Genomic DNA, 23,509 nt, shown 5'->3' on the forward strand with positions numbered 1-23,509 from the left:
GCCCCAGGAGGCGAGGGGCACCCCCGGTGCGGGAGCGACCCGACGGACCCGGGCCGGTACGGAGCGGCGGCGGCCATGCCGAGCACGGCCTCGCCGGCCGGGTCTCCCGCCCCGGTGCGTCCGTCCGGGTGGCGCGGGAGCGGCGACGCAGGCCCGCGCGCGGATCGCACGGGTGAGTACCGGGCCCCGCGATACCGGCGTGATCCAAACGCCCCCGTGCCCGTCACCGACCGGGACGGTGCCCTTTCCGGCACACTTGGCTCGCACCTGTCCGAAAAACGGCGCGTCCGGCGGAAGTTGGGGCAAAGAGGCCGTGAAAGCCGCCGTGATGCGTATCGTGAAGGGCCGGGGGCCAGCGCTTCCCCCACTCGGCTACTCGGCCCCGGACCGGACGGTGAGGCTCTGTATGACTCCGGCGCACAGACCCGATGCCGCGGACGCCCCGGTCGTGTCCGCGGTGGTGGAGTTCAGGGGTGGATCGGCGATGATCCCGGCCTCCCGGGACGTCGTGCACGGTTTCGTCGCGCGGCTCGGCGAGCGGGGCGTGGACCTGGCCGACACCTTCCTGGACGCCGCCCGCCTGGTCGCCAGCGAGCTGGTGACGAACGCGCTCCGCCACGCGCCCGGCCCCTGCCGCCTGGAACTGACCCTGCTGGACGACGGCGTGGAGATCGCGGTGTCGGACACGGGTGAGGGCTTCCCCACCTTCCTGCCCCGCGACCCCCTGCGGGTCGGCCGGCACGGTCTGGAGATCGTGACGCGGCTGTGCGACGAGGTCATCACCAAGCCCCGGGCGACGGGAAAGACGGTGTACGCGCGCCTCCCGCTGCGCTGACCCTCCTCAGCCGGCCAGGGCCTGCTTCACGGTCGGGTAGCAGGCGATGAGGGCGTCCACGCCCACGAGTTGCAGTACGCGCTCGACGGCGTGCCGCGGCGCGGCGAGCCGGAGCCAGACGCCGCGGGACTCGGCTGCCCGGTGCGCGGAGATCAGCACGTTTATGCCGCTGGAGTCCAGGAAGGCCACCTCGCCGAAGTCGACCACCGTGCCCGGCGCGCTCTGCACACAGGACAGCAGGACGTCGTGGAGCTGACTGCTGCCGTCGAGATCGACTTCTCCCGCGAGGATGACGATGCCGACGCCGTCGCCCGTGGTGGTACGGGTGATCAGCAGCCGCTCCGGTACTGCCGCTCCGTCGATGTCCGCCACGCTCGCCTCACTTCTCGCATATGCCCGGCCGTCACTGGTGGCTTGATGCTAAGGCTCTCCGGGGCCCGCGTGGGCCACTTGCGCGGACCGGGCCCGCGCGGACCGGCCGTGAAGGACTCGACGCGCGCGACGGCGCTCCTCTGACTACGGTCGAAGTGTGGTGGCTCACACATTCGAAGAGCTCGTGCACAAGCGTCGCGCGGCGGACCTGGCACAGCACCGGGTCCAGGAGCTGCGGGACTCGTACGGGCCTCCCACGCAGCATCAGTGGACCGCGCGGCAGTCGCACACCTACGAGACCGCCGTACGGGCCTGGCGCGACCTGGACCGGGACGCGCAGACCGCGATGACGGAGTACGTCAAGGAGGGGGGTCAGTCCCGGCACAAGTTGGAGGCGAAGGTCCGCAAGGCCGTCCAGGACGGAGGACAGGGCGTCTGACCTGCCCCCCGGCGGGGCCGAAGGACCGGACCGGGCCGGCCCCGGGTTGTCAGCCCCGCCGGTCCGCGGCCTCGCCGACGAAACCGCGTACGGCCTCCAGCGCCGCCGCCCGGTCCTCGGGCACCAGCCCGATGCGGGTGCGGCGGTCCAGGAGGTCGGCCTCGTCGAGGGCGCCTTCGTGACGCAGTGCCCAGAGCAGCTCGGCCCCGGTGACGGGGTGGTCCGGCAGGACGCGCTCCCCGAGCCGGGGATCCCGGTCGGCGAGCGCCTGGACGTCGGGCGCCTCGGTGCCGTAGCGCCGTACCAGGCGGCGCGGTGCCCGCAGCGCGGCCAGGGTGTGCGGCGCGGCGGCGCCGACCAGCGGCAGTGCGGCGGTGGAGGACGGTCCGGCGCCGAGGCGGTGGGCGGCGACGGCGGTGTCCACGGCGTCCTCGGCCATGCGCCGGTACGTGGTGAGCTTGCCGCCGACCACGGTGATCACGCCCTGGGACGACGTGAGCACGGCGTGTCTGCGCGAGACGTCCGCCGTGCGGGGCCCGCTGCCGGACCGGTCGGCGCCGGGGGTGTCAAGCAGAGGGCGCAGGCCCGCGAAGGTGCCCACCACATCCGCGCGGTGGACGGGTAGGTCGAGTACGGAGCCGAGCACGTCGAGCAGGAAGCCGACGTCGGCCTCCGGTACCTCGGGCACGTCCGGGATGTCCCCGTCGACGGGCTCGTCGGTCAGACCGACGTACACCCGGCCGTCGTCCTGGGGCAGGACGAGGACGAAGCGGTTGGTCTCACCGGGGATCGGCACGTGCAGTCCGGCGGGCAGCGGGCCGAGCCGGTCGGAGCGCAGGACCAGGTGGGTGCCGCGGGAGGGCCGCACCCGGATGCCGTCGACCAGGCCACCGGCCCACACACCGGAGGCGTTGATCACCGCGCGGGCACGGATCACGCCCTCCTCCCCGGTGAGTTCGTCACGTGTCCGGGCGCCGGAGGAGGTCAGCTCCAGGGCCCTCACCCGCGTCAGGATCCGGGCACCGCGCGCGGCGGCGGTCCGGGCCAGCGCGGTCACCAGCCGGGCGTCGTCGGTGAGCCGGCCGTCCCAGGACAGCAGCCCGCCACGCAGCCGGTCGGAGCGCAGCGCCGGCGCGAGGTGGCGGGTCTCCACGGCGGACAGCCGACGGGGCGCCGGCAGCGTGGCGCGGGCCGTGCGTGCCGCCAGCCGCAAGGTGTCGCCGGCCCGGAAACCGGCCCGGGCCAGCGCGGACCGACCACGGGAGACCATGGGAGTCAGCGGCAGCACGAACGGCTGGGCGCGCACCAGGTGGGGCGCGGTGCGCTCCATCAGCACACCGCGCTCCACGGCGCTCTCGTGGGCGACGTCGAGCTGGCCGGAGGCGAGGTAGCGCAGGCCGCCGTGGATGAGCTTGGAGCTCCAGCGGGAGGTGCCGAAGGCCAGGTCGTGGGCGTCCACGGCGACGACGCTCAGGCCGCGGGCAGCGGCGTCCAGGGCGGCGCCGGCGCCGGTCGCGCCGAGACCGACGACCAGGACGTCCACGAGGGGGCCGCCCACGGTGTCGGTGAGCTCTCGCGAGCGCCGCGCGGCGGACAGGGCGGCCCCGGCGGCGGGGCTGCTGGTGGAGCTCATGGCGTGAGGGTCCTCTCCAGGACGGTGCGCAGTTCCGCCAGGAAGGCCGCGGAGGTCAGGTCGGCGTCGTCCTCGGCGGTCATGGTCCGCAGCGACAGGGCGAAGGACTGGACGATCAGCAGCACGGAGCGTGCCTGCCGCCCGGCGTGGGCCGGGCGCACCGACCCGTCGGCGTGGCCCTCGGCGAGCGCGTCGGCCAGCAGCCCCAGCAGGGCCTCCTGGCTCGCCCCGCGCCGGTCGAGGACGTAGGGCAGGAGCAGCTCGGGATCGACGTCGACGATCTTGCGGAAGAGGGGATGGGCGCGGAACGCCTCGACCCCGGTCACGAGTCCCTCGACGATGCGCGGGCGGGTGCCCTCGCCCGGCCGGGGCCCGGGGACGGCCCCGGTGGCCACCGCGATCCACTCCCGGGTCATCAGGTCGCCGACCAGGGTCCGCACGTCCGGGTAGCGCCGGTACAGCGTCATCCGGGAGACGCCGGCGCGGCGGGCGACGTCGGTCATCGTCGTACGGCGGACCCCGACCGCCATGACGCAGTCGCGTACGGCGTCCAGCACCGTGTCGTTGTCCGAGGTGTTCCGGCGGCCCGAGTTGTTGTGACGATTAGGCGTCATGTGTAACAGTGTAACGCCAGTGGGGTCGTGCGAAACCGCGACCCGATGCCGTCCCGGCGTCCTCTCGATGCCGTTCGGACGGCAACCGGGCGGCATGGACGATGGACGGCCCACCGACGGCATCACCCGAACCGACCGTGAGGACGACAGGCGATGGACATGCTGTGGAACGGCTGGGGCGACCCGGCCCGTGCGACTCCGCTGCCCGACACGGTGACCGGACTGCTGCGCGAACTGCTCGGCGTCAAGCCCCGCGACGCGGCCCGCGTCCCGCTGGAGGAGATCGACGTCCCCGGGTCGTTGCTGGACGAAGCCGCCCGCCGCGCGATGCAGGCCGCCGTCGGCGACCGCCCGGACGATGTGCGTACGGACGCGGAGAGCCGCATCCGCCACACCCGCGGCAAGTCCACCCCCGACCTGCTGCGGATGCGGACCGGCGACACCGCCGGCACCCCGGCCGCCGTCGTCCTGCCGGACAGCCACGACGAGGTGCTCGCCGTGCTGGAGGCCTGCGCCGGACACGGCCTGGCCCTCGTCCCCTTCGGCGGCGGCACCTCCGTCGTCGGCGGGCTCGCGCCTGGGCGTGACGGCGCCTTCGTCGCCCTCGACCTTCGCCGCATGAACCGCCTGCTCGACCTCGACGAGGTCTCCCGCACGGTCACGCTCCAACCGGGCCTGCGCGCCCCCGAGGCCGAGGCGCTCCTCGCCGAACACGGCTACACCCTCGGCCACTTTCCGCAGTCCTACGAGTGGGCCACCATCGGCGGCTTCGCCGCGACCCGCTCCAGTGGACAGGCCTCCGCCGGCTACGGCCGCTTCGACGAGATGGTCCTCGGCCTCACCCTCGCCACCCCGACGGGCACCCTCGACACCGGCCGAGCCCCGCGCTCGGCGGCCGGCCCCGACCTGCGCCAGCTCGTGCTCGGCTCCGAGGGCGCCCTCGGCGTCATCACCTCCGTCACCGTGCGGGTGAGGCCCGCCCCGGAGGCCCGCCGCTACGAGGGCTGGCGCTTCGCCTCCTTCGCCGAGGGCGCCGCGGCCCTGCGCCGCCTCGCCCAGGACGGCCCGCGCCCCACGGTGCTGCGGCTCTCCGACGAGACGGAGACCCTGATCGGCCTCGCCCAGCCCGACGCCATCGGCGCCGCCCTCGACCGGCAGGACACCGGATGCCTGGCGGTCGTCGGCTTCGAGGGCACCGAGGAGGACACCGCGTACCGCCGCGCCGGCGCCGCCGCCGTACTGCGCGAGAGCGGCGGCACCTTCGCCGGCGAGGGACCGGGGGAGCGCTGGGCCCACGGCCGTTACTCGGCGCCGTACCTGCGAGATTCCCTGCTCGACGCGGGGGCGCTCGCCGAGACCCTGGAGACGGCGACCTACTGGTCCCGTGTCCCCGCCCTGTACACCGCCGTCCGCGACGCGCTCACCGGCACCCTCACCGAGGCCGGCACCCCGCCGCTGGTCATGTGCCACATCTCGCACGTCTACGAGAACGGCGCCTGCCTGTACTTCACCGTCGTGTCCGCCCAGGGCGACGACGCCGTGGCGCACTGGACCCGGGCCAAGCACGCCGCCAACGAGGCGATCCTCACCGCGGGCGGCACCATCACCCACCACCACGGCGTCGGCACCGACCACCGCGACTGGTACGTCAGGGAGGCGGGCCCCCTCGGCGTCGAGGCACTGCGCGCGGTCAAGCGGAGCCTGGACCCCGCCGGACTGCTCAGCCCGGGCGTCCTGCTGCCCGAGGACTGACTCCCCGGCACAGCACGCTCCCACCGCGTGGGACAACAGTCCGGCACCATCGACACCACCCGACAGCCCGGAGGCACTTCGATGCGACAGTTCACCGCCGTCGTCAACCCCACCGCCGGCGGCGCCACCTCGGCCGCCGCGCTGCTCGGGGTGGCCCGGCTGCTGCGGGAGGCGGGGGCCGAGCTGGAGACCGAGTACAGCGGCAGCCTCGCGCACGCCCGGGAGATCGCCCGGCGGGCCGGGCAGCGGGACCGGGTGGTGCTCGCCGTCGGCGGCGACGGCATGGCCGGCGGAATCGGCGGTGCCCTCAGCGGCACCGGCACCGCGCTCGGCCTCGTCCCGGCCGGCCGCGGCAACGACTTCGCCCGCGCCCTGGCCCTGCCCACCGAGCCCGCCGCCCTCGCCGAGGTGCTGCTGCGGGGTGAGCCCCGCCCCGTGGACACCATCGAGGTCACCTCTGCCGTCCACGACCGCACTGTCGTCCTCGGCAGCGTCTACGCCGGGGTCGACGCACTCGCCAACCACCACGCCAACAACGCGCGCCTGCTGCGCGGCACCGCCTCCTACTACGCCGGCGCGCTGCGCGCGATCACCACCTGGCGCGCGACGCGCTACCGCGTCACCGTCGACGGGGAGGAGCACGCGTTCACCGGCTACACCGCGGTGGCCGCCAACTCCGGGTACTACGGCTTCAACCGCCTTATCGCACCCTCCGCCCGGGTCGACGACGGCCTGCTGGAGGTCGTGATGATCCACGACGCGCCCCGGCGGCTGTTCTTCGCCCTCATGAACGAGCTCGGCTCGGGCGCCCACGTACGCAGGCCCCAGGTGCGCGTCCTGCGGGGGCGGGAGGTCCGCATCGAGGCCGACCGGGCCATACCCTACGGCGCCGACGGCGAGGTCGAGGCCGTCGTCCCCGTCACGGCGAGAGTGCTCCCCGGAGCGCTGAACGTCCTGTGCTGAACGCGCTGCCGGCCCGGTGCCGAACGTGCTGCCGGTCGAGTGCCGAGCACACCACCGCCGGCCGGGTGCTGGACGCGCCGCCGGGCCGGGCGCCGAAGACGGCGACCGGCCCGGCGGGTGCGCGGATCAACCTCGGGGAGTGGTGAAGCGTTCCCACACCCGGTGGGCGCCCATCAGCTCCGTGACCTGCTCCAGGGCCGCCGTGCCGGACGCCGCGACGACCACACCGGCGGCGTCGGCGGGCACGCCCGACGCGTCGAGCGCGGCCTCGCCGCCCGCCCAGACACCGATCGCCTTGCCGTGCCGGTACGCCTCCGACACCATGAGGCTCACCCGGGGGTCGATCGTCCCCGGCTGCGCGGGCGGCGGAGTGGCCTTGTAGTCCCGCGGGGTGTAGGCGTCGCCGCCCATGTCGGGCGTCCCCGCCACCAGGACGGCGTCGAACTCGACGGACCGCGCGGTGACGTAGCTGCGCTGGACGGTCAGCGCCGCGTCGCCGGAGCCGATGGTGCCGCCGGTCGGCGCCACGACCAGCGGCACCATCCCGGCGTTCAGCACCGCCTCCCGGACGGCCGTCACGCCCTCCAGGTCCGCGCCGCCGGTGACGATGCCGATGACCCGGCCGTCGAGGGGCCAGGTCCGGCCGACCTGGGACAGTGCCGGGCTGGGCTCCACGTCGGCCAGTGGCACGGTCGGCTTCGGCGCGGGCAGACCGAGGCCCTCGGCGACGCCCGCGCAGAGCTCGGGGTCGATGTTGGCCAGGACCTGAAGCGTCCGTTCCCTGACGGGCTGTTCGTAGCACTTGCCCAGCTCGAAGGTGTAGGCGCCGATGATGTGCTCGCGCTCCACCGGGCTCATGCTCAGCCAGAACCGCCGCGGCTGGCTGAAGTGGTCCGCGAACGACTCCGGCGCGTCCCGTACCTTCCTCGACTCCGGAACCCGTACCGGCGCCTCGACGTACGCGCCGTCGGCCGCCCCGGCCATGAACGGGCAGCCGCCGTCCAGGGAGTTGGGACGGTAGGGCGCCACCCCCCGGTGCACGGCCGTCTGGTGCATGCCGTCGCGCAGCATGTCGTTGACCGGGGCCTGGGGGCGGTTGATGGGCAACTGCGGGAAGTTGGGACCACCGAGTCGAGTGATCTGCGTGTCCAGGTACGAGAACAGCCGCCCCGCGAGCAGCGGGTCGTCGGTGATGTCGATGCCCGGTACGAGGTGACCGACGTGGAAGGCGATCTGCTCCGTCTCGGCGAAGAAGTTCGACGGGTTGCGGTTCAGGGTCAGCAGTCCGACCGGCTGCACCGGGGCGAGCTCCTCGGGCACGATGTTGGTCGGGTCCAGGAGGTCGATGCCCTCGAAGGTCTGCTCCGGGTTGTCGGGGAAGGTCTGGATGCCCAGCTCCCACTGCGGGTACGCGCCCGCCTCGATCGCGTCGGCGAGGTCCCGGCGGTGGAAGTCCGGGTCGATGCCGTTGATCATCTGGGCTTCGTCCCAGACCAGGGAGTGCACGCCCAGCTTGGGCTTCCAGTGGAACTTCACCAGCGTGGTCTCGCCCTCCGCGTTCACCAGCCGGAAGGTGTGGACGCCGAAGCCCTCCATCATCCGGTAGGAGCGCGGGATGCCGCGGTCGCCCATGAAGAAGATGGTGTGGTGGGTCGCCTCGGTGTGCAGCGAGACGAAGTCCCAGAAGGTGTCGTGCGCGCTCTGCGCCTGCGGGATCTCCCGGTCCGGATGAGGCTTCGCGGCGTGCACCACGTCCGGGAACTTGATGGCGTCCTGGATGAAGAAGACCGGGATGTTGTTGCCGACCAGGTCGAAGACGCCCTCGCTGGTGTAGAACTTCGTCGCGAAACCGCGGGTGTCGCGCACCGTGTCCGACGACCCCCGCGAGCCGACCACCGTGGAGAACCGCGTGAACACCGGCGTCTCCACGTCCGCGGCGAGGAACCCGGCCTTGGTCACGGAGGCCGCCGTGCCGTAGCTCTGGAAGACCCCGTGCGCGCCCGCGCCCCGGGCGTGCACCACGCGCTCCGGGATGCGCTCGTGGTCGAAGTGCATGACCTTCTCGCGCAGATGATGGTCCTGCAGCAGTACGGGCCCGCGCGGCCCCGCCTTGAGCGAGTGGTCGGTGTCGGACATCCGTGTGCCCTGAGCGTTCGTCAGGTAGCTGCCGGACTGCGCAACCCGGGCCTGGTCGGCTCCCGTGGGCTGACCGGTCGGCGAGACGGTGTCCGGGCCGCTCTGGTCCGGCTTGGGGGGCAGCGGCTCGCGGGGTTCGGTGGGTTCGGCGACGGTCGGCGTCTCGGGGCCGGGCTTGCCGGGAATCCCGTCCGCCGGTCCGCCACCGTCGCCCTGCAGGCTCTCGGTGACCTTGTGGGCTACCCGCTTGAGGGGGTTGGCCTCGCTCATGAGCCTTCTCTCCGTTCTGGGCGGGCCGCTGCACGCGGCCGGTCGTGTTCGAGTACCGACTGCCGTGATGGGCCGTGACCGCGTACCCAGTGAGCGGCACTCAAGGCATGGACGCGAGGGAACCGGGGCGGTCGGCCCAGGTGGTGGTCTCCCCGTCGTGGGCGCCGCCCTGGCGACGCGCCGTGGAGGGGCCCGTCCTCTCCCCGTCCGCCGAGACGACGATCACTCCGCCGCCCTGGAGGCACTCGGTCACCGTCAGGTCCCCCGGAAGGCCGGAAGGTGCGTGGCGCTGGGTACGGCGGCCTCCGCCGGAGCGGCGCACAGCACCGGCAGGGCCACGGCCGCCGCGATCACGGCCCACGACGACTTGCGCATGGGGGGAGCTCCTTCTCACCGGTGCTCGAGCCGGTGCCGTACCAGCGTCACCGAGCCGGGGAGTGCGCGCCACCGGAGGCGTGCGCACGGGGGAGCACACACGGGGTGCACGGAGAGAGGGCGCACGGAGGGTGTACGCACGAGGGGAGGGCCCCGACCGGGGTGCACCGGTCGGGGCCCTCGGAGGCCATGAGGTGAACCGGGCTGCCTCAGCCCGCCTCGTGCGTCACCTCGTGCGTCACCCCCACCGGTTCGAACGAGACCCGGGTGCGTCCACCGCCGTCCGCCCAGACCACGTCGACGCCGGCGTCGACGGCCACGACCTCCGTGACCGCCTCCGCGAGCGGACCGGGACCCGGCTCACCGGTGAGCGCGGCCAGGCAGACGTGCAGGGAAGTGCCGCCCGCGTCGCCGGACAGCCGGGGCAGCTCGGCCCACGGCACGTAGGCGGTGCCCTGCGGGGCGCGGACCGTCTCCGGCCCGGCAAGCCAGCCGTGCAGTCCGTGCAGCGCCGAGACCAGGGGGTCGTCGGGGCCGATGGCCCACCCGGTGTGCGTGAGGCGTGCGCCGGCCGGCGCCCCGACCACCCGGTGCACCCGCAGTTCGTACGGCCCCCGCGCCACCGTCACGCTCTCCACCCGCAGCCCCGGCACCATCGGGGGCCCGCCGGCGAAGGCGGGCCGGTGCCAGGACGCCGCCCAGCCCCAGCCGTCGCCCTGCCCCGCGCCGAGCGGGTGGACACGAGGCCGCACACTGCGCCGTCCGCCGACCTCCACCGACAGATGATTGTCGGCGACGTTCACGGACGCCGTGGGGCCGGTCCGGGTGGAATACGCCTGCCGCCCGTAGTGCGGGTCGTCCTCAGCGGCCGACTCGCCCTCGTGCGGCCGGACATGGTCGCTGCCGTGGTTGTGCAGCCGTACGATTCCGTCGCCGCGCGTCGCCTGCACCAGCAGCCCGGGCGCGGCCAGCGCCAGCACCCGGTCCGCCTCCTCCACCGGCGCCGCCTCCTCCGTGGCCGTCCACAGCGGATGACCGGCGGGGGCGAGGAGCGACACGAACGCCTTCGACGCCCAGTAGGGGGAGGCGGGGCCGGAGTACGGCTGGAGGGTGGCCTCGTGCGGGCCGTGCCAGCCCAGGCTCAGCAGCCCGTCGTCGGTCAGCGCGCCGCGTTCCATGAAGTACCGCAGACTGCCGCTCGCCACCCGCCGCGAGGCGCCCGGCGTCAGCGGCGTGTGCCCGGTGACCGCGCCAAGACCCACGGCGGCACTGGCGGCGAAACGGTAGGACAGCGAGCGGCCGTAGTGCAGCGGAGCCCCGTCCGCACCGAACATCAGGGCATAGCCCTCGAGGTGCGCGCGCAGGCGGTCGCCGTACCGGGCGAGTTGCCCGGTGTCGCCGCCGAGGTGGGCGTCGAGAACCGGGTAGAGGTGCAGCGCCCAGCCGTTGTAGTGGTCGAAGGCGCGTCCGTCGCCGTCGGCGTACCAGCCCTCGCCCCGGTACCAGCCCTCCATCAGCTCCAGCGCCCGCCCACGGGCCGCGGCGGTCTCCGCGTCCCCGCGGCCGACCGACTCCAGGAACCCGGCGACCGTGTAGGGGAACAGGTACCAGTTGTTCGGCGCCGGCACGTGTCTGAGCGCCCCGCGCAGCCACTCCTCCACCCGGTCCTGCACCCCCGAGTCCAGGTGCTTCCACAGCCAGGGCGCGGTCAGCCGCAGCCCGAGCGCGACCGACGCCGACTCGACCATGGGCTGGCCCTGCACGTCGTGGTCGAGGATCAGCGGCCAGGACTCGGTGTCGTCGCGGCCCGGGGAAAGCGTGCCCGAGGCCAGGCCGCGCGCGTAGCGGTCCAGCCAGCCGTGCGGATCCGCGCCGTCCGCGCCGGCGACGCGGAAGGCCGCCGCGAGGAACGTCCGGGCGAACCCCTCCAGCCCGTCGGAGCGCACGCCCGAGCGCGAGGGGCGTCCCGGCAGGTCGAGCAGGGCGCAGCCCGGGGTGCCCCAGCGCCACGCGGCCCACAGCAGCCCGTCCGCCACGGCTTCCCAGTGGTCCCGGGTGTAACCGGTGTACGGGCTCGACGTACGGTCCTCGGTGGGCAGTTCGAACGGGATGCTCATGCCAGGAACGCCAGCCTTTCGCGTCGTACGGGATGGAGGAAGCCGGCACCGGACGCCCAGCGGGTCGTCTCGGCGAGGGCGTGGTCGGCCAGGCGGCGCCACTCGTTGCCCTCGGAGCCGGCGAGATGCGGGGTGATCAGGGCGTTCTCGCAGTCCCACAGCGGGTGGTCCGGCGCCAGCACCTCGGGATCGGTGACATCCAGCACCGCCCGGACCCGGCCCGCCCGGACCGCGTCGGTGAGCGCCTCCTGCTCGACGACCGCCCCGCGGGAGGTGTTGATCAGCACGGCGTCCGCCGGCATGGCGTCGATCAGGGCACGGCCCACCAGCCCGCGCGTCGTGGGCAGCAGTGGGGTGTGCACGCTGACGGTGTCGCAGCGGCGGAACAGCTCCGCCAACTCAACGCGCTCGACGCCGAGTTCGGCGGCTTCCGCGTCACTGACGTACGGGTCGTGCAGCAGCACGTCGATGTCGTGCGGCCGCAGCAGCTCGACGACCCGGCGGCCGATCAGCGACGCCGACAGGATGCCCACCGTGCGGCGGTAGTTGCCGATGCCGCGCGAGGTGCGCAGCCAGTTGCCGCGCGTCCGGGACACCCGGAAGTCGTGGGCCCGCTCCAGCACCCGCTTGCCGGTGAGCAGGATCATGCCGAGCGTGTACTCGGCCACCGGCAGCGCGTTGGCCGCGGCGGCCGAGGAGACCTCGACGCCCCGCGCCCAGCAGGCGTCGGTGACGTGACCGCGCACACTGCCCGCCGTGTGCACCACGGCCCGCAGCCGGGGCGCCGCCCGCAGCACATCCGCGTCCAGCGGCGGACAGCCCCAGCCGGTGATCAGCAGGTCGACGTCGGCCAGCACGGACCTGGCCCGTGGCGTGGACAGGTCGTCCAGCACGGGGAGCGGAGCGAGATCGCAGACCCGGCGGAACTCGCCGAGCGACTGCGGGTCGAGGACGGCCGAGGCGGCGTCCGGGGACATGGCCACGGCGGCACGGGGCCGGGGACCACGGTCGGGGGCGTGCGGTGTCACTTGACGGCTCCGGCGGTCAGTCCGCTCCGCCAGAAGCGCTGGAGCAGGACGAAGGCGAGGATCAGCGGCAGTACGGCGAGCAGTGAACCCATGATCACCACGGGGTAGTACTCCGGCGAGACGGACGCCGCGCTGTTCCACTGGTACAGGCCGAGGCTGACGGGATACAGGTCCTGGTCGGACAGCATCACCATGGGCAGGAAGAAGTTGTTCCAGATCGCGGTCAGCTGGAAGAGGAAGACGGTGATCAGACCGGGGCCGAGCATCCTGAGCGCCACCCGGACGTACGTGGTCAGCTCGCCCGCCCCGTCCACCCGCGCCGCCTCCAGCACCTCGTCGGGCACATAGCCCCGCGCGAAGATGCGGCCGAGGTAGACGCCGAACGGGTTGAACAGCACCGGGATGAACACCGCCCAGAAGGTGTTGACCAGGCCGGCCTCGGAGGCCATCAGGTACAGCGGCAGCGCGAGGACGGTCTGCGGCACCATGACCGCGGCGAGGACCAGGCCGAACAGTTTCTCCTTGTGCCGGAAGCGGTACTTGTCGAAGGCGTAGCCGCAGGCGACGCTCACCAGCGCGCCGACCGCGGCGCCCAGCACCGCGTACAGCAGGCTGTTGACGTACCAGCGGCCGTACAGACCGCCGTCCATGGCGAACAGGTCCGTGAGGTTCTGTCCGAAGGAGAAGTCGCCCAGGGACAGCAGATCGCTGCTGAACAGCGCGTCCCGGGTCTTCGAGGCGGCGAGCACCAGCCACAGCACGGGGAGCAGCGTGTAGAGGACGGAGATCGCGACGACCACGTTGACCGTCGCCCGGCCCAGCAGTCCCGGGCGCAGCAGGGAACTGTCGGTGGCGCTCATCGGGCCTCCTCGGAGTCGGCGCGGCCGGTGAAGCGGGTGACGCCGTAGGACAGGGCGATGGTGCACACCAGCAGGACCACCGAGGCGGCCGCCGCGAGGCTGTAGTTGTTGCGGGTGAAGGCCGCGTCGTAGATGTACATGCTCGGCGAGAAACGGGAACTGACCATGGGGGAGGACTGGTTGAGCAGCATCGGCTCCGTGAAGAGCTGGAGCGCCCAGATCAGGGTGAAGATGGCGACCATGACGATCGAGGCCCGCACCAGCGGCGTCTTCACCTGGAGCGCCGTGCGCACCGGCCCGGCGCCGTCGACGACGGACGCCTCGATCACCTCGCGGGGCACGGCCTGCAGGGCGGCGTAGAAGACCACCATGTTGTAGCCGAGGTTGCTCCACACGGCGATGTTCACGATGGACGGGACGACCGTGTGCACGCCCAGGAAGTCGATCGTGATGTCGCCCTGCGCGAAGAGCTCGATGACCGGGCTGATGCCGGGCGTGTACAGATACAGCCAGATCAGTGCCGCGATGATGCCCGGCACCGCGTGCGGCAGGAACAGCGCGAGCTGGGCGAAGGCGCGCAGCCGGACCACACCGGAGTCCAGCAGCAGGGCGAGGGCGAGTGCGCCGACGACCATCAGGGGGATGTAGATAAGGCAGTACAGCGCGACCGTGCCGAGCCCGCCGAGGAAGGTCGGGTCGGTGAGCACGGCCGTGTAGGAGCGGAGCCCGACGAAGATCGTGCGTTCGGGGCCGAAGCCGAGGCCGGGCTGGTCGTCGCTGAAGAAGCTGAGGTGGACGGCGGTGCCGACGGGGATCAGGAAGACGGTGACCAGCAGGGCGAAGAACGGGGTCATCAGGACGCCGGCGGCGGTCAGTTGCCGGCGCTTGGCGGCTCTGCGGGCGCGCAGCCCGGACGCGGAGGGCGCCGGGGTGGTGGTGCGCGAGGCGCCGGCCGGCACCCGTGGCTGGGTGGTCGTGGTCATGGGGGTGTCACCTGCCTTTCGTCGGCTCAGGTGCTGTGCTGAGTGGTGGACAGGCCGAGGGCCTTGAGGTCGGGCATGGTGCCCTCCTGTGCGGTGCGCAGTGACTCGACGAGCGAGCCCTGGCCGGCACCGACCCGGGCGAAGGAGTCCTGCATGACCTTCTGGGTGGCGCTCATCCGCGGCCCCCACAGCCACTGTTCGCCGATCCGCTCGGCCTCCTGCTCGAACAGGGTGTAGATGTCCTGTCCGCCGTAGTACGACCGGTCGAAGGCGTCGCGGCCCACGGAGACCAGGCCGGGGACGGCCGGGTACTGGCTGCTGGTGCCGCTGGAGAGACGGGCGCGCAGGGCGTCGGGGTGGGAGACCTGCCACTCGATGAACTCCATCGCGGCCTCGGGATGACGGCTGTCCTCGGTGACGGCGAACGTGGAGCCGCCGTGTGTGCCGGCGGACGGGTTGCCGGTGTCCCACTGCGGCAGCGGCGCGATCCGCCACTGGCCCTTCTGCCCGGGCCGCGCGTTCATCTGCGCCCCGGCGTCCCAGGCGCCGCTGAGCCGGGTGAGAACCTGGCCGTTGCCGATCTGCGCGTCGGACTGCCTGCTCTCGACGGCGTTCATGAAGACGTCGTCCCGGTCGATGAGTCCCTGCCAGTAGTCCGCGACCCGCCGGGAGGGCGCGTCTGCGAGGGAGACGTTCCAGGCGCCGCGCGAGGTGTCGAACCACCGGGCGCCCGCCTGCCAGGCGTATGCGGCGAACTGCGTCATCCCGTCGCTGGGGAACAGCACCAGCCGCCGGTCGGGTGCCTCGCGGTGCACGGTCGCGGCCTGTTCGGCGAACTCGTCCCAGGTGCGCGCGGGTTCGAGGTCGTAGTGGTCGAACAGATCGGCGCGGTAGTGCATCACCATGGGCTCCACGTCCAGCGGGACGGCGAACACCCGGCGTTCGAAGGTGGTCAGGCCGAGTGCCTGCGGCAGCAGCTTGCGGCGCAGGCCGTCGCTGACGAGGTCGGTGATGTCGCGGGCGACGCCGTCGATGGCGTACCCGGGTACCTGCGGATACTCGATGGTGGCGACGTCGGGCGCGTTGCCCGCCCGCGCGGCGTTGCTGAGCTTGGCGTAGCCGCCCTGTCCGCCGGAGGGGATCTGCTGGAACTCCACCTGGACGGTGCGGTGCGTGCGGTTGAACGCGTCGACCACCTCCTGGCTGCCGCGCAGGGCGGACCAGAAGGTGATGTGCGTGGTGCTGCCCGTGCGGGCCGACGATGCGCCGTTCCCCCCGCTGCAGGCGCTCACGGCTCCTGTCAGGGGTACGGCGGCCATCGCGGCGAGCACGGACCGACGATTGGGTCGTCCGGGCATGGCGCCTCCCGCGGCTCCTGCGGGTCCGCGTGGTGCGGACCCGACTGTTCGGGACACGGGAATCCTGATCGCCCTGAATCAAACGGTCAAGAGATCGATCAGAAGAAAATGAAACGCTCAAACGATCAAAACTGTCGGCAGGTCATCCGTCGTCGTCCACGCGGTCCGTCGATCCCCGCACCATCAGACGGGGCAGCAGCTCCACGCGCCGCCCCGGCCGGCTTCCGGGCGTCTCGGACAGCCGTTGGAGCAGCAGCTCCGCGGCCATGCGGCCGACCTCCGTCTTCGGTGGCGAGACGGCCGTCAGCGGCGGCGAGCCGAGCCCCGCCACGACATCGTCGTACGCCACGACCGAGCAGTCCTCCGGCACGCGTACCGCGTCCTGGGCCAGCCGCTGGACGATCATCAGCGCGTCCACGTCGCCGTGCAGCACCATGGCCGTCGCACCCACCTTGCGCATCAGCGCCGGCAACTCGGCCGTCTCGTCCGCCGAGTAGGGCCCGTCGCCTCCGGCCTCCGGCGCGACGAGCGTCCACGCCCACCGTTCCACCAGCGGATGCGCCTCGGCGATCTCGGCGAAGGCGGCCCGCAGCGAGCGCGCGGTGGGGCTGTCGTGACGCGTCGCGAACACGACGCGCCGGTGACCGAGCCCGACCAGGTGCTCCACGGCCAGATGCGCGCCGTACCAGTGGTCCGAACACACCGAGTCCAGGGCGTGCAGCGCGCTGCCGCGCCACGGGCGGCGCTCCATCAGCACCGTCGGCACCCCGAGCGCGGCGAGCCACTCGTGGTCGGCCTCCTCCTCGGCCCGGCCGCGCCAGCGGGGGGCGATGAGCAACCCGTGCGCCCCGTCGGCCAGGGCCCGCTCCACCAGTGGGCGCTCGGTACCGGGGGCCTGCGGCGCGAGATGCAGGGCCATGCGGACTCCGGCCTCCTCCAGGACCGTGCGGGCGCCGTGCAGGGCCTCGGTGAGGTACGAGTGCCGCACGGGGACCACCACGGCCACCCGGTCCCCGGCCGCCGCGTCGGCGGGCGCGTCCCTGGCGGGCGCCTCCTCGGCGGGCAGGGTGGACCGTACGACGCCGTGGCCGCGCCGCAGCCGGCCCTCGCGTGTCAGCTCCTCCACGTCCCGGCGCACCGTCACCACGGAGACCTGCAACTCGTCGGCGAGATCGCGCACGCGCGCGGTACCGCGTGCCTGGACCGCCGCCAGAATCCGCTGGCGCCTGAGATCGACCGGCTCCCGCATCAGGTCTCCCCACCCGAGAATGTTCGTTTGAGCGATTCGCCGCCATCATAGCGATCACTCGTCCCGGGTGTTGACCGCCTTCCGGCCCGGCGCGCGGCTCCTACGGCTCCGGGTCGGCGAGGAGCGGGCCCAGCGGGCCCAGGTCGAGGTTCAGGTCGGCGCGGCTCAGGCCGTGCTGTGCGCACAGGTCGTCCATGCGCTCGTCGAGCAGCATCAGCGCCGTGCCGAGCCGGTCCTCCTGCTCCGTACTCAGCGTGCCCTCGTCGAAGCGGCGCACGGCCTGACGTTCCATGAGCTGGCGCAGCAGCTCCACGACGGTGAGGACCAGGGCGGCCAGGTCGTTCGTGACCCGCTCGGGGTCCAGATCGAGGGCGTGGGCCCGGGGCGCGGTCACAGCGGCCCGCTGTCCGGCCATGGGGCGGGCACCCGCTCGTTCACCGAGGACAGCAGGGCGTGCAGGGAGATCCGCACCAGCGGCACGTCGGCGATGGCCAGGACCAGGTCTCCGCTGACGACCACACCGGTCGCCAGCACCCGGTCCAGCAGGTCGACCAGGGGCACCCCGACCGGTGCGTACGGCTCCGGACCGCCCCAGGGCACGGGCGCTGGGCCCGGCGTACGGGTGTCCGGGACGGTCATGCGCGGACCTCCTGCTTCGTGAGGGCCTGTTCCGAGCGGCCGGGTTCCCCGTGGTCCGGTGTCGAGCGGCCGGTTTCCGTGTGGTCCGGTGTCTGGTGGCCCGGCTCTGAGCGGCCCGGTTCAGTGGCGTCCGGTTCCTCGTCCCAGCGGGCGAAGGAGTACGGGATCCACGGGCCGGAGGCGTTGACCTCCACGGCCGGATGGCGGCCGGCGGCGGCGAGCCGGGCCAGGGCGCCGGTGAAGGCGGCGCACTCGGCGTCCTCCACCAGGTAGGCGGCATTGAGCAGTTGGGGGGCGCGCCGGCCCGTCAGCCGTTCGCTCTGCGGGCGGTGCCGCGTCGCGGCGATGGCGTACCGCCGCAACTCCGCGTCGACGGCGTCGGCCTCGGCCGCCGCCTTGGCGTTCGCGTCCTGCCGGTCACGCCGCCGCGCGCTGGCCCGGCTGAGGTAGGCGCGTCCGGCGGCGGAACCGGCACCGGCACCGGCGGATGCACCGGCACCGGCGGATGCACCGGCACCGGCGGATGCGCCGGCAACGACGGTGGCGTCCTTCGCGCGCTCGGTGGCGTGCACCTTCACCGCCCATTCCGTACGGCCCCGCAGACGGTCGAGCAGCGCGTCCAGCACCGCCTCCCGGGAGAGCACGGCCTGCTCCGCGCTCCGGTCGCCGTGGTACAGCGTCGCCATCGGCAGCGGCACGACGGACCCCTGCCCGGCCGCGGCCTGCACGCCCCGGTGATGGGCGCGGGCGCAGCGCTCCAGGTCGTCGGGCCGGTTGAGCCGCTCCGTAAGCGCCTCCTCGCCGAACAACGCCGCGGGGACGTCCTGGACCACCAGACACAGGTCGCCCGCCCGCAGCACGCGCAGCGGACCCCCCTCCTCGTGACCGGTCACCGCGGCCAGCGTGGCGATGTCCGGCGGGTTGCGGGTGACGGCGAACGCGCAGACGATGCCGGGGTCCGCCGCCCCGGCCGTCGGCGCGCTCACCGGGCGGCTCCCGTCGTCTCCTCACCGGCTGCCTCCAGGACGTCGAGCCGGGCCCGCAACCGCGCGTTCTCCTCGGCGAGCGCGTCCCGCGCGGCCCGGGACGACAGTGCCGGGTCGGTCTCCCACCAGTCGATGCCCGCCTTCTTCGCGGTGTCCACCGAGGCGATGAACAACCGCAGCCGAATGGTGAGCAGTTCGATGTCGAGCAGGTCGATCTTGATGTCACCGGCGATGACGATGCCCTTGTCGAGAACGCGTTCGAGCAGGTCGGCGAGGCTGCCGCTGGGAGGCCCGTAGGGCTGTGTGTCCAGGTTCGCGTACGGGTGGTCGACATCGGTCACCGCGTACTCCCCGGTGCGTCAGCGATGCGGGCGGGCACGTTCATCGTCCTCGTACTCGTCCTCATCCTCATGGTCCTCGTCCTCGTCGTCGTACTCACCGTCCTCGTGCTCGTACTCGTCGCTCTCCCCGCCCTCCTCGTAGTCGTCCTCGGCGTCCTCGGCGTCGTCGGCGTCGTCGGGGTTTTCCTCCTCCAGCACCTCCTCGTGGCTCCTGACGACCTCGCCGTCGCGGATCTCGCCGCGCCAGCCCTCCACTTCCTCGTCTCCCATCAGAGTCACGTGCCGTGCGAAGTGCTTCAGGTCGAGGCGTAGTCGGCGTCCCTGGGCACGCCAGAGGTTGCCGGTCTTCTCGAAGAAGCCCGCCGGGTAGTACTCGACGACCACGACCACCCGGGTCAGCCGGGGCGCCAGTTCGTGGAAGCTGACCGCGCCGCTGGTACTGCCCTTGGCGCCCTCGGAGGTCCAGACGATCCGTTCGTCGGGAACCTGCTCCTGGACGGTCGCCTTCCAACCGCGGCTCGACGGACCGACCTTGACGTTCCAGTCAGACGTCACCTCGTCGTTGACGCTGACGCTGCGGACGCCCTTGGTGAAGTCGCTGAAGTCCTGGAGCCGCGTCCACTGGTCGTAGACGGTGCGCAGGGGGACGCCGATGTCGACCGTCTCCATGATGTGCGTCGCCTTGACACTGCCGCCGCCTGTCCCGCCCCGCGCGCCTCCGCCGCCTCCGTCTCCGCCGCCTCCTCCTCTGCCGCCGCTTCCTCCGCCTTCACCGCCTTCGGCGCCGCGGTCGTCGGCGGACTCCGTCAGCCGTTCGGTCAGCCCGCCGATCCGTTCCCCCGCCTTGCTCACGAGGCTGTGCCCCGTGGCGGAGAGGTAGCCACCGAGCGCTTCTTTGAGGTTGCCGAGGGGGGACGGAGCGTCATTTCCCTGCCGGGTGCGAGTCATCGGCGCACACCTCCGCGCCTGCCGCCGGAACCCGAGGTCCTCTTCGCCGTACGCCGGGACGGAGTGGGAGCCGGCGCGGGGGCCGGCGCGGGCTCGCGGTCCTTCTCCCGGTCCTCGTCGTCGAAGTAGGGTTCATCGTCCGGAGCGTTGCCGTCACCGTGGTTGTGGTCGTAGTCGTGCTCGTACGTCCCGTACCGGCCCGCCGTCTCGTCGTCGAGTCGGCCCACTCCCGTGAGCGCGTCGGTACGGTCGCGCAGGGTGTCCGCGAGGCCGGTGAGCCTGCGGTTCGCCGCGGCGGTGACGGCCGCGCGTCCGGCGGTCAGCAGTTCGCCGCGCACCTGGTCCGTCAGTTCCTGGAGCTGTGGGGTCTGCTGGAGGCCGGCCAGGCCCTGGGACAGCAGCCGGCCGGGGGTCAGGCCGACGCGCCGGCCCACGAGGTAGGAGCCGACCGCGAAGGCCAGTCTGGCCTTCCTCGTACGGCCCAGGAAATATCCGCCCGCCACGGCCGCCGCCATGGCCGCCTTGCTGTCGCTCATACGTGCCTTCTCTGCGCTGGATCCTTGGTGGTCGTGCGGCCGGTGGGCCGGGACGGGCGTTCGAGGAGGGTGAGCAGACGTTCTTCCTCCCGCTCGAAGGCCGCCTCGTCGATGGAGCCTTCGTCCAGGGCCCGGTTGAGCGCGGCCAGACGTGTCTGGACGGCGCGCGGATCGTGGGCCTGACGCCGGGCCTCCTGAAGCAGGTGGTCGGCGATCCACGCCGTGCCGCGCACCGGGGCGAGGGGCAGCAGGAGGAGACCGCTCACGATGCCCACCGCGTCACCGCCCGGTCGGCGAGGGAGACGGGTCGACGAAGCTGTAGCAGGGCAGGGGCCCGGTCACACTGAGGGCCAGCCTCCCGCCGCACTCGCGTGCACGCGCGTCCACCGCCTGCCGGAACGGCTGCTCGTCGGCGGAGCGCACCAGGAAGGACGCGCTCAGCACCTGCTCGTCGTCGGTCGTACCCCGCACCGTGCGCACGGCGAGCGGGGTCAGGTGCTCGAGGACGTCCCGGGCCGCGCGCCGCGCCTCGCGGCGGACGCCGTGGGCGAGTGCCTCACCCAGCCGGACGTTGGCCTCGTAGTCAGGCCGGCGCCGCGTCCGCAGGGCCAGGTTCCGGAGCTTCTCGTCCCGGCGTACCAGATCGGCGAAGTGGCCGGGCACGACGGTTCCCTTGACGTTGAGTTCGACGCATCCCCGGACGTCGTCGAGCTGCCGCGACAGGTGGGCGGCATCGGCCCGCAGTTGGGAGAGCAGGGTGTCCGGCCGGGGGCTGAGGACCGCGAACCGCATGGGCAGCAGCGGTCCCTGGGCCGCCAGTTCGTCCAATACGGCCTGATGAGCCAGCAGGTCGCGGCGCCGTGGCCGGATCCGTACGGGCGCGTCCGACACCGCGGCGCACAGGCCGGACCCGGTCAGCAGGCGTACGGGTGCACCGTCGACCCCGGGGGAGCGGGGGGTGCGGACACCGGCGGGGGTGATGCCGTAGACGTACAGGGCCGCCAGGGCGGGGGAGGCGGTGATCGGGGTGGTGGCGGGCGCGGTCATTGGTCCTCCGTCTCCGTGCGCCTGCGGGGGCGGCTGCGCGGACGGTCGTCCTCGTCGCGGGGGCGTGCGGCCGGCCGGGTCCGGGGCCGCTGCGGGGGCCGGCCGCGTTCCGCGCGCTCGCGGGTGTGCTCACGGGGGAGGGCTTCCTCCTCTTCGGCCGCCTCCTCCTCGGGGGTGAGGATGTCCCGCACCTTGTCGGTCAGGGAGCGCGCCGTCCGCTTGGCGCCCGCCCTGCCTATGGTCTTGGCGACCGGACTGCCGAACATCTCGGGAACGGTCTTGGAGCGCACGTCGTGCTCCAGGTCCAGGCGGTTGCAGGCCTCGGCGAACCGCAGGTACGTGTCGACGCTCGCGACCACGATGCGGGCGTCCACCTTGAGGATCTCGATGCCGACCAGGGATACGCGTACGAAGACGTCGATCACCATGCCGCGGTCGAGGATGAGTTCCAGGACGTCGTAGAGGGTTCCGGCGCGGGGCGCGCAGACGACCTCGTCGTCGTAGGTGATCATGCGGTGGTCCTTCCGGGTGCGGGCCTCGCGGCCCCGGTCACTGGTCCTGGGCCCCGCGCCGGTAGCGGGCGGTCCTGCGGTACTGGAGCAGGTCACCTGCCGGGTCCAGCTCGACCTCGTAGGTGGCGAGCAGGCTGGTGGTGTCGGGGATGCGTGCCACCTCCAGCACGTCCACGTTGACGATCCAGCCGTCGTCCTCGCTCCGGCACACCGCGGAGACGCCCTCCAAGGGGTGCCGGATCAGTTCGGACAGGGCGTCCGCGGCGCGCTGGGCGGCGTCCCGGGCTCCCCGCACGGCACGCTCACGCGTGGTCGTGGAAGTCGTGCCGCGCCGTCGCTCGCCAGGTTCTGTCATGCTGCCCACTCTGGCCGCGGGCCACGGTCCGCGCGTGCGCAGTTACCCCATCCGGGGCTGTGGGGCCTACCCCCGCCCATGACGCGTACCGCCCGCCGGTGACGGGTGACGGGTGACGGGTGACGGGTGACGGGTGACGGGTGTCAGGCGTCCGGCGTGGTGGTGGTGGCGGCGCGGCGCCGGCAGTGCAGGAAGAGGTGCGGCTCCGGTCGGGCGTCCGGGTGGGCCGGGGTGAAAAGTGACGCTTCCTGCGCCAGAACTTCCAGGCCGGCCTCCTCCGCCACGGCGGCGAGGCCCTGCGCGGTGAAGCTGGTCACGCGCACCGGCTGACCCATGAAGGTGGCGTCTACGTCTTCCACGTCCAGCGGCACGGTGGCCAGGACCAGGTAACCCTCCGGCCGCAGTGCCCGCACCAGGCGCCGGACCAGATCCGCCTGCTCCCGCCGGTCCAGCTGGAGCAGCGAGAAGTACACGCAGACCGCGTCGAACGAACCCGCCGTGAGCGACAGTTCACGGATGTCGGCGCACTGGAAGCTCGCGGCCGGGACCTGCCGCGTCGCCAGGTCCACCATCACGGGGGACACGTCGACGCCCAGCACCTCGTGGCCGGCGTCCGCGAGAGTCTCGGCGGTGGGCCGACCTGTGCCGCTGCCCACGTCCAGCACCCGGCTGCCCGGCGCGAGCCGCGCGAGCAGCCACTCCAGTGAGCGCCGGTGCGTCTTCGAGCCGGCGAACGCCTTCTCGTACTCGGCGCCCAGCGCGTCGAACGCGGCGGCGGCATGCGGCCGTTGCTGCTCGTCGGTCACGACGGTCCCTTCGGTGGGGTGAGCCGGTGCCGTCGGCATCGTTCCACCGGGAGCGAGCCGCCGACAAGGGGCCCTCCGGGCGGCCGGCCCCCTGCCGTCCTACCGGCAGTCCTCGTCCGGCGCAGTCCCCGCTCCGCCGTCCGGCGGTGTACGGCGGCCTTGAGGCGTCCGGCGCCCGAGCGGTGCGACCGTGTCCTCGTGCCTCGATCGAACACTCCGGCCCTCGGCTCCGTGACCGATGGGCGGGCAGGGCCCGGACCTGCCCGCCCACCCAGCCGTCGGGGGACGACCGCAGCGAACACGCCACCGCCGGCCGGCATCTGGCGCGTTTCAACTATTGCCATTCCGTTTCCCC

The 23,509-nt window shown here is 73.1% G+C and carries 26 protein-coding genes; 4 read left to right on the forward strand and 22 right to left on the reverse strand.

The features are described from left to right. Positions 1 to 406 precede the first annotated feature (406 nt). Positions 407 to 835: an ATP-binding protein gene (locus tag ABEA26_RS07875; protein WP_345590465.1), complete on the forward strand. Its 429-nt coding sequence runs from the start codon at positions 407 to 409 to the stop codon at positions 833 to 835. Between the two features lie 6 nt (positions 836 to 841). Here ABEA26_RS07875 and ABEA26_RS07880 read toward each other — a convergent pair whose 3' ends face one another. Further along, on the reverse strand, positions 842 to 1,207 hold the full coding sequence (locus ABEA26_RS07880) for an STAS domain-containing protein (protein WP_345590466.1): 366 nt from the start codon (positions 1,205 to 1,207) through the stop codon (positions 842 to 844). A gap of 160 nt (positions 1,208 to 1,367) precedes the next feature. On the opposite strand from ABEA26_RS07880, the gene ABEA26_RS07885 reads away from it, so the two are divergent. Continuing rightward, on the forward strand, positions 1,368 to 1,646 hold the full coding sequence (locus ABEA26_RS07885) for a hypothetical protein (RefSeq protein WP_345590513.1): 279 nt from the start codon (positions 1,368 to 1,370) through the stop codon (positions 1,644 to 1,646). 49 nt (positions 1,647 to 1,695) lie between these two features. Here the strand turns inward: ABEA26_RS07885 and ABEA26_RS07890 are convergent, their stop codons facing one another. Together ABEA26_RS07890 and ABEA26_RS07895 are read right to left on the reverse strand one after the other, a co-directional pair. Then, positions 1,696 to 3,279: a glycerol-3-phosphate dehydrogenase/oxidase gene (locus ABEA26_RS07890; protein ID WP_345590467.1), complete on the reverse strand. Its 1,584-nt coding sequence runs from the start codon at positions 3,277 to 3,279 to the stop codon at positions 1,696 to 1,698. Further along, positions 3,276 to 3,893: a TetR/AcrR family transcriptional regulator gene (locus ABEA26_RS07895; protein WP_345590468.1), complete on the reverse strand. Its 618-nt coding sequence runs from the start codon at positions 3,891 to 3,893 to the stop codon at positions 3,276 to 3,278. The genes ABEA26_RS07890 and ABEA26_RS07895 overlap by 4 nt, the downstream gene beginning before the upstream one ends. 153 nt (positions 3,894 to 4,046) lie before the next feature. Here ABEA26_RS07895 and ABEA26_RS07900 point away from each other — a divergent pair, with 153 nt between their 5' ends. Together ABEA26_RS07900 and ABEA26_RS07905 are read left to right on the forward strand one after the other, a co-directional pair. Next, positions 4,047 to 5,645 carry an FAD-binding oxidoreductase gene (locus ABEA26_RS07900; protein ID WP_345590470.1) on the forward strand — a complete coding sequence of 533 codons (1,599 nt, stop codon included), beginning with the start codon at positions 4,047 to 4,049 and terminating at the stop codon, positions 5,643 to 5,645. A gap of 81 nt (positions 5,646 to 5,726) precedes the next feature. Continuing rightward, the gene (locus ABEA26_RS07905; protein ID WP_345590472.1) at positions 5,727 to 6,608 is read left to right on the forward strand and encodes a YegS/Rv2252/BmrU family lipid kinase; all 882 of its coding nucleotides are present in this window, start codon (positions 5,727 to 5,729) and stop codon (positions 6,606 to 6,608) included. A 126-nt stretch (positions 6,609 to 6,734) separates the two neighbouring features. Here ABEA26_RS07905 and ABEA26_RS07910 read toward each other — a convergent pair whose 3' ends face one another. The 19 genes from ABEA26_RS07910 to ABEA26_RS08000 all read right to left on the reverse strand — a co-directional run bounded on the left by ABEA26_RS07910 (position 6,735) and on the right by ABEA26_RS08000 (position 23,154). Continuing rightward, positions 6,735 to 9,014, reverse strand: coding sequence for a catalase (locus ABEA26_RS07910; RefSeq protein ID WP_345590473.1), 2,280 nt, complete (start codon positions 9,012 to 9,014; stop codon positions 6,735 to 6,737). Between the two features lie 100 nt (positions 9,015 to 9,114). Next, complete coding sequence (locus tag ABEA26_RS07915; protein ID WP_345590475.1) at positions 9,115 to 9,267, reverse strand: hypothetical protein; 153 nt, start codon at positions 9,265 to 9,267, stop codon at positions 9,115 to 9,117. A gap of 331 nt (positions 9,268 to 9,598) precedes the next feature. Further along, a complete protein-coding gene (locus tag ABEA26_RS07920) occupies positions 9,599 to 11,506 on the reverse strand; it encodes a DUF2264 domain-containing protein (protein ID WP_345590477.1) in 1,908 nt (635 codons plus the stop codon). Next, on the reverse strand, positions 11,503 to 12,483 hold the full coding sequence (locus ABEA26_RS07925) for a hydroxyacid dehydrogenase (RefSeq protein ID WP_345590515.1): 981 nt from the start codon (positions 12,481 to 12,483) through the stop codon (positions 11,503 to 11,505). The genes ABEA26_RS07920 and ABEA26_RS07925 overlap by 4 nt, the downstream gene beginning before the upstream one ends. A 47-nt stretch (positions 12,484 to 12,530) precedes the next feature. Further along, on the reverse strand, positions 12,531 to 13,394 hold the full coding sequence (locus tag ABEA26_RS07930) for a carbohydrate ABC transporter permease (RefSeq protein ID WP_345590478.1): 864 nt from the start codon (positions 13,392 to 13,394) through the stop codon (positions 12,531 to 12,533). Next, the gene (locus ABEA26_RS07935; protein WP_345590479.1) at positions 13,391 to 14,377 is read right to left on the reverse strand and encodes a carbohydrate ABC transporter permease; all 987 of its coding nucleotides are present in this window, start codon (positions 14,375 to 14,377) and stop codon (positions 13,391 to 13,393) included. The genes ABEA26_RS07930 and ABEA26_RS07935 overlap by 4 nt, the downstream gene beginning before the upstream one ends. 26 nt (positions 14,378 to 14,403) lie before the next feature. Next, positions 14,404 to 15,735 (reverse strand): ABC transporter substrate-binding protein, encoded by a 1,332-nt coding sequence (locus ABEA26_RS07940; RefSeq protein ID WP_345590481.1) that lies wholly within the window; start codon positions 15,733 to 15,735, stop codon positions 14,404 to 14,406. Between the two features lie 142 nt (positions 15,736 to 15,877). Then, positions 15,878 to 16,984, reverse strand: coding sequence for a substrate-binding domain-containing protein (locus ABEA26_RS07945; protein ID WP_345590483.1), 1,107 nt, complete (start codon positions 16,982 to 16,984; stop codon positions 15,878 to 15,880). A gap of 100 nt (positions 16,985 to 17,084) precedes the next feature. Beyond that, entirely contained in the window at positions 17,085 to 17,378 is a 294-nt protein-coding gene (locus tag ABEA26_RS07950) for a gas vesicle protein K (RefSeq protein WP_279561129.1), read from the reverse strand. After that, positions 17,375 to 17,623, reverse strand: a complete 249-nt coding sequence (locus ABEA26_RS07955) for a gas vesicle protein (protein ID WP_279561128.1) — start codon at positions 17,621 to 17,623, stop codon at positions 17,375 to 17,377. The genes ABEA26_RS07950 and ABEA26_RS07955 overlap by 4 nt, the downstream gene beginning before the upstream one ends. Further along, entirely contained in the window at positions 17,620 to 18,609 is a 990-nt protein-coding gene (locus tag ABEA26_RS07960) for a GvpL/GvpF family gas vesicle protein (RefSeq protein ID WP_345590486.1), read from the reverse strand. The genes ABEA26_RS07955 and ABEA26_RS07960 overlap by 4 nt, the downstream gene beginning before the upstream one ends. Then, positions 18,606 to 18,950, reverse strand: a complete 345-nt coding sequence (locus ABEA26_RS07965; RefSeq protein ID WP_345590488.1) for a gas vesicle protein — start codon at positions 18,948 to 18,950, stop codon at positions 18,606 to 18,608. Before ABEA26_RS07965 ends, ABEA26_RS07960 begins: the two co-directional genes overlap by 4 nt. Positions 18,951 to 18,968: 18 nt before the next feature. Further along, on the reverse strand, positions 18,969 to 19,898 hold the full coding sequence (locus ABEA26_RS07970) for an SRPBCC family protein (protein ID WP_345590490.1): 930 nt from the start codon (positions 19,896 to 19,898) through the stop codon (positions 18,969 to 18,971). Further along, positions 19,895 to 20,434, reverse strand: a complete 540-nt coding sequence (locus ABEA26_RS07975) for a hypothetical protein (RefSeq protein ID WP_345590492.1) — start codon at positions 20,432 to 20,434, stop codon at positions 19,895 to 19,897. The genes ABEA26_RS07970 and ABEA26_RS07975 overlap by 4 nt, the downstream gene beginning before the upstream one ends. Next, positions 20,431 to 20,709: a gas vesicle protein GvpG gene (locus ABEA26_RS07980; protein ID WP_345590494.1), complete on the reverse strand. Its 279-nt coding sequence runs from the start codon at positions 20,707 to 20,709 to the stop codon at positions 20,431 to 20,433. The genes ABEA26_RS07975 and ABEA26_RS07980 overlap by 4 nt, the downstream gene beginning before the upstream one ends. A gap of 4 nt (positions 20,710 to 20,713) precedes the next feature. Continuing rightward, a complete protein-coding gene (locus ABEA26_RS07985; RefSeq protein WP_345590496.1) occupies positions 20,714 to 21,481 on the reverse strand; it encodes a GvpL/GvpF family gas vesicle protein in 768 nt (255 codons plus the stop codon). Next, positions 21,478 to 21,993 (reverse strand): gas vesicle structural protein GvpA, encoded by a 516-nt coding sequence (locus ABEA26_RS07990; RefSeq protein ID WP_345590498.1) that lies wholly within the window; start codon positions 21,991 to 21,993, stop codon positions 21,478 to 21,480. Before ABEA26_RS07990 ends, ABEA26_RS07985 begins: the two co-directional genes overlap by 4 nt. A 37-nt stretch (positions 21,994 to 22,030) precedes the next feature. Beyond that, complete coding sequence (locus ABEA26_RS07995) at positions 22,031 to 22,348, reverse strand: gas vesicle protein GvpO (RefSeq protein ID WP_345590500.1); 318 nt, start codon at positions 22,346 to 22,348, stop codon at positions 22,031 to 22,033. Between the two features lie 143 nt (positions 22,349 to 22,491). Next, complete coding sequence (locus ABEA26_RS08000) at positions 22,492 to 23,154, reverse strand: class I SAM-dependent methyltransferase (RefSeq protein ID WP_345590502.1); 663 nt, start codon at positions 23,152 to 23,154, stop codon at positions 22,492 to 22,494. Positions 23,155 to 23,509: the final 355 nt, after the last annotated feature.

Source organism: Streptomyces marokkonensis, from assembly GCF_039539045.1.
GTDB classification, from domain to species: Bacteria; Actinomycetota; Actinomycetes; order Streptomycetales; family Streptomycetaceae; genus Streptomyces; species Streptomyces marokkonensis.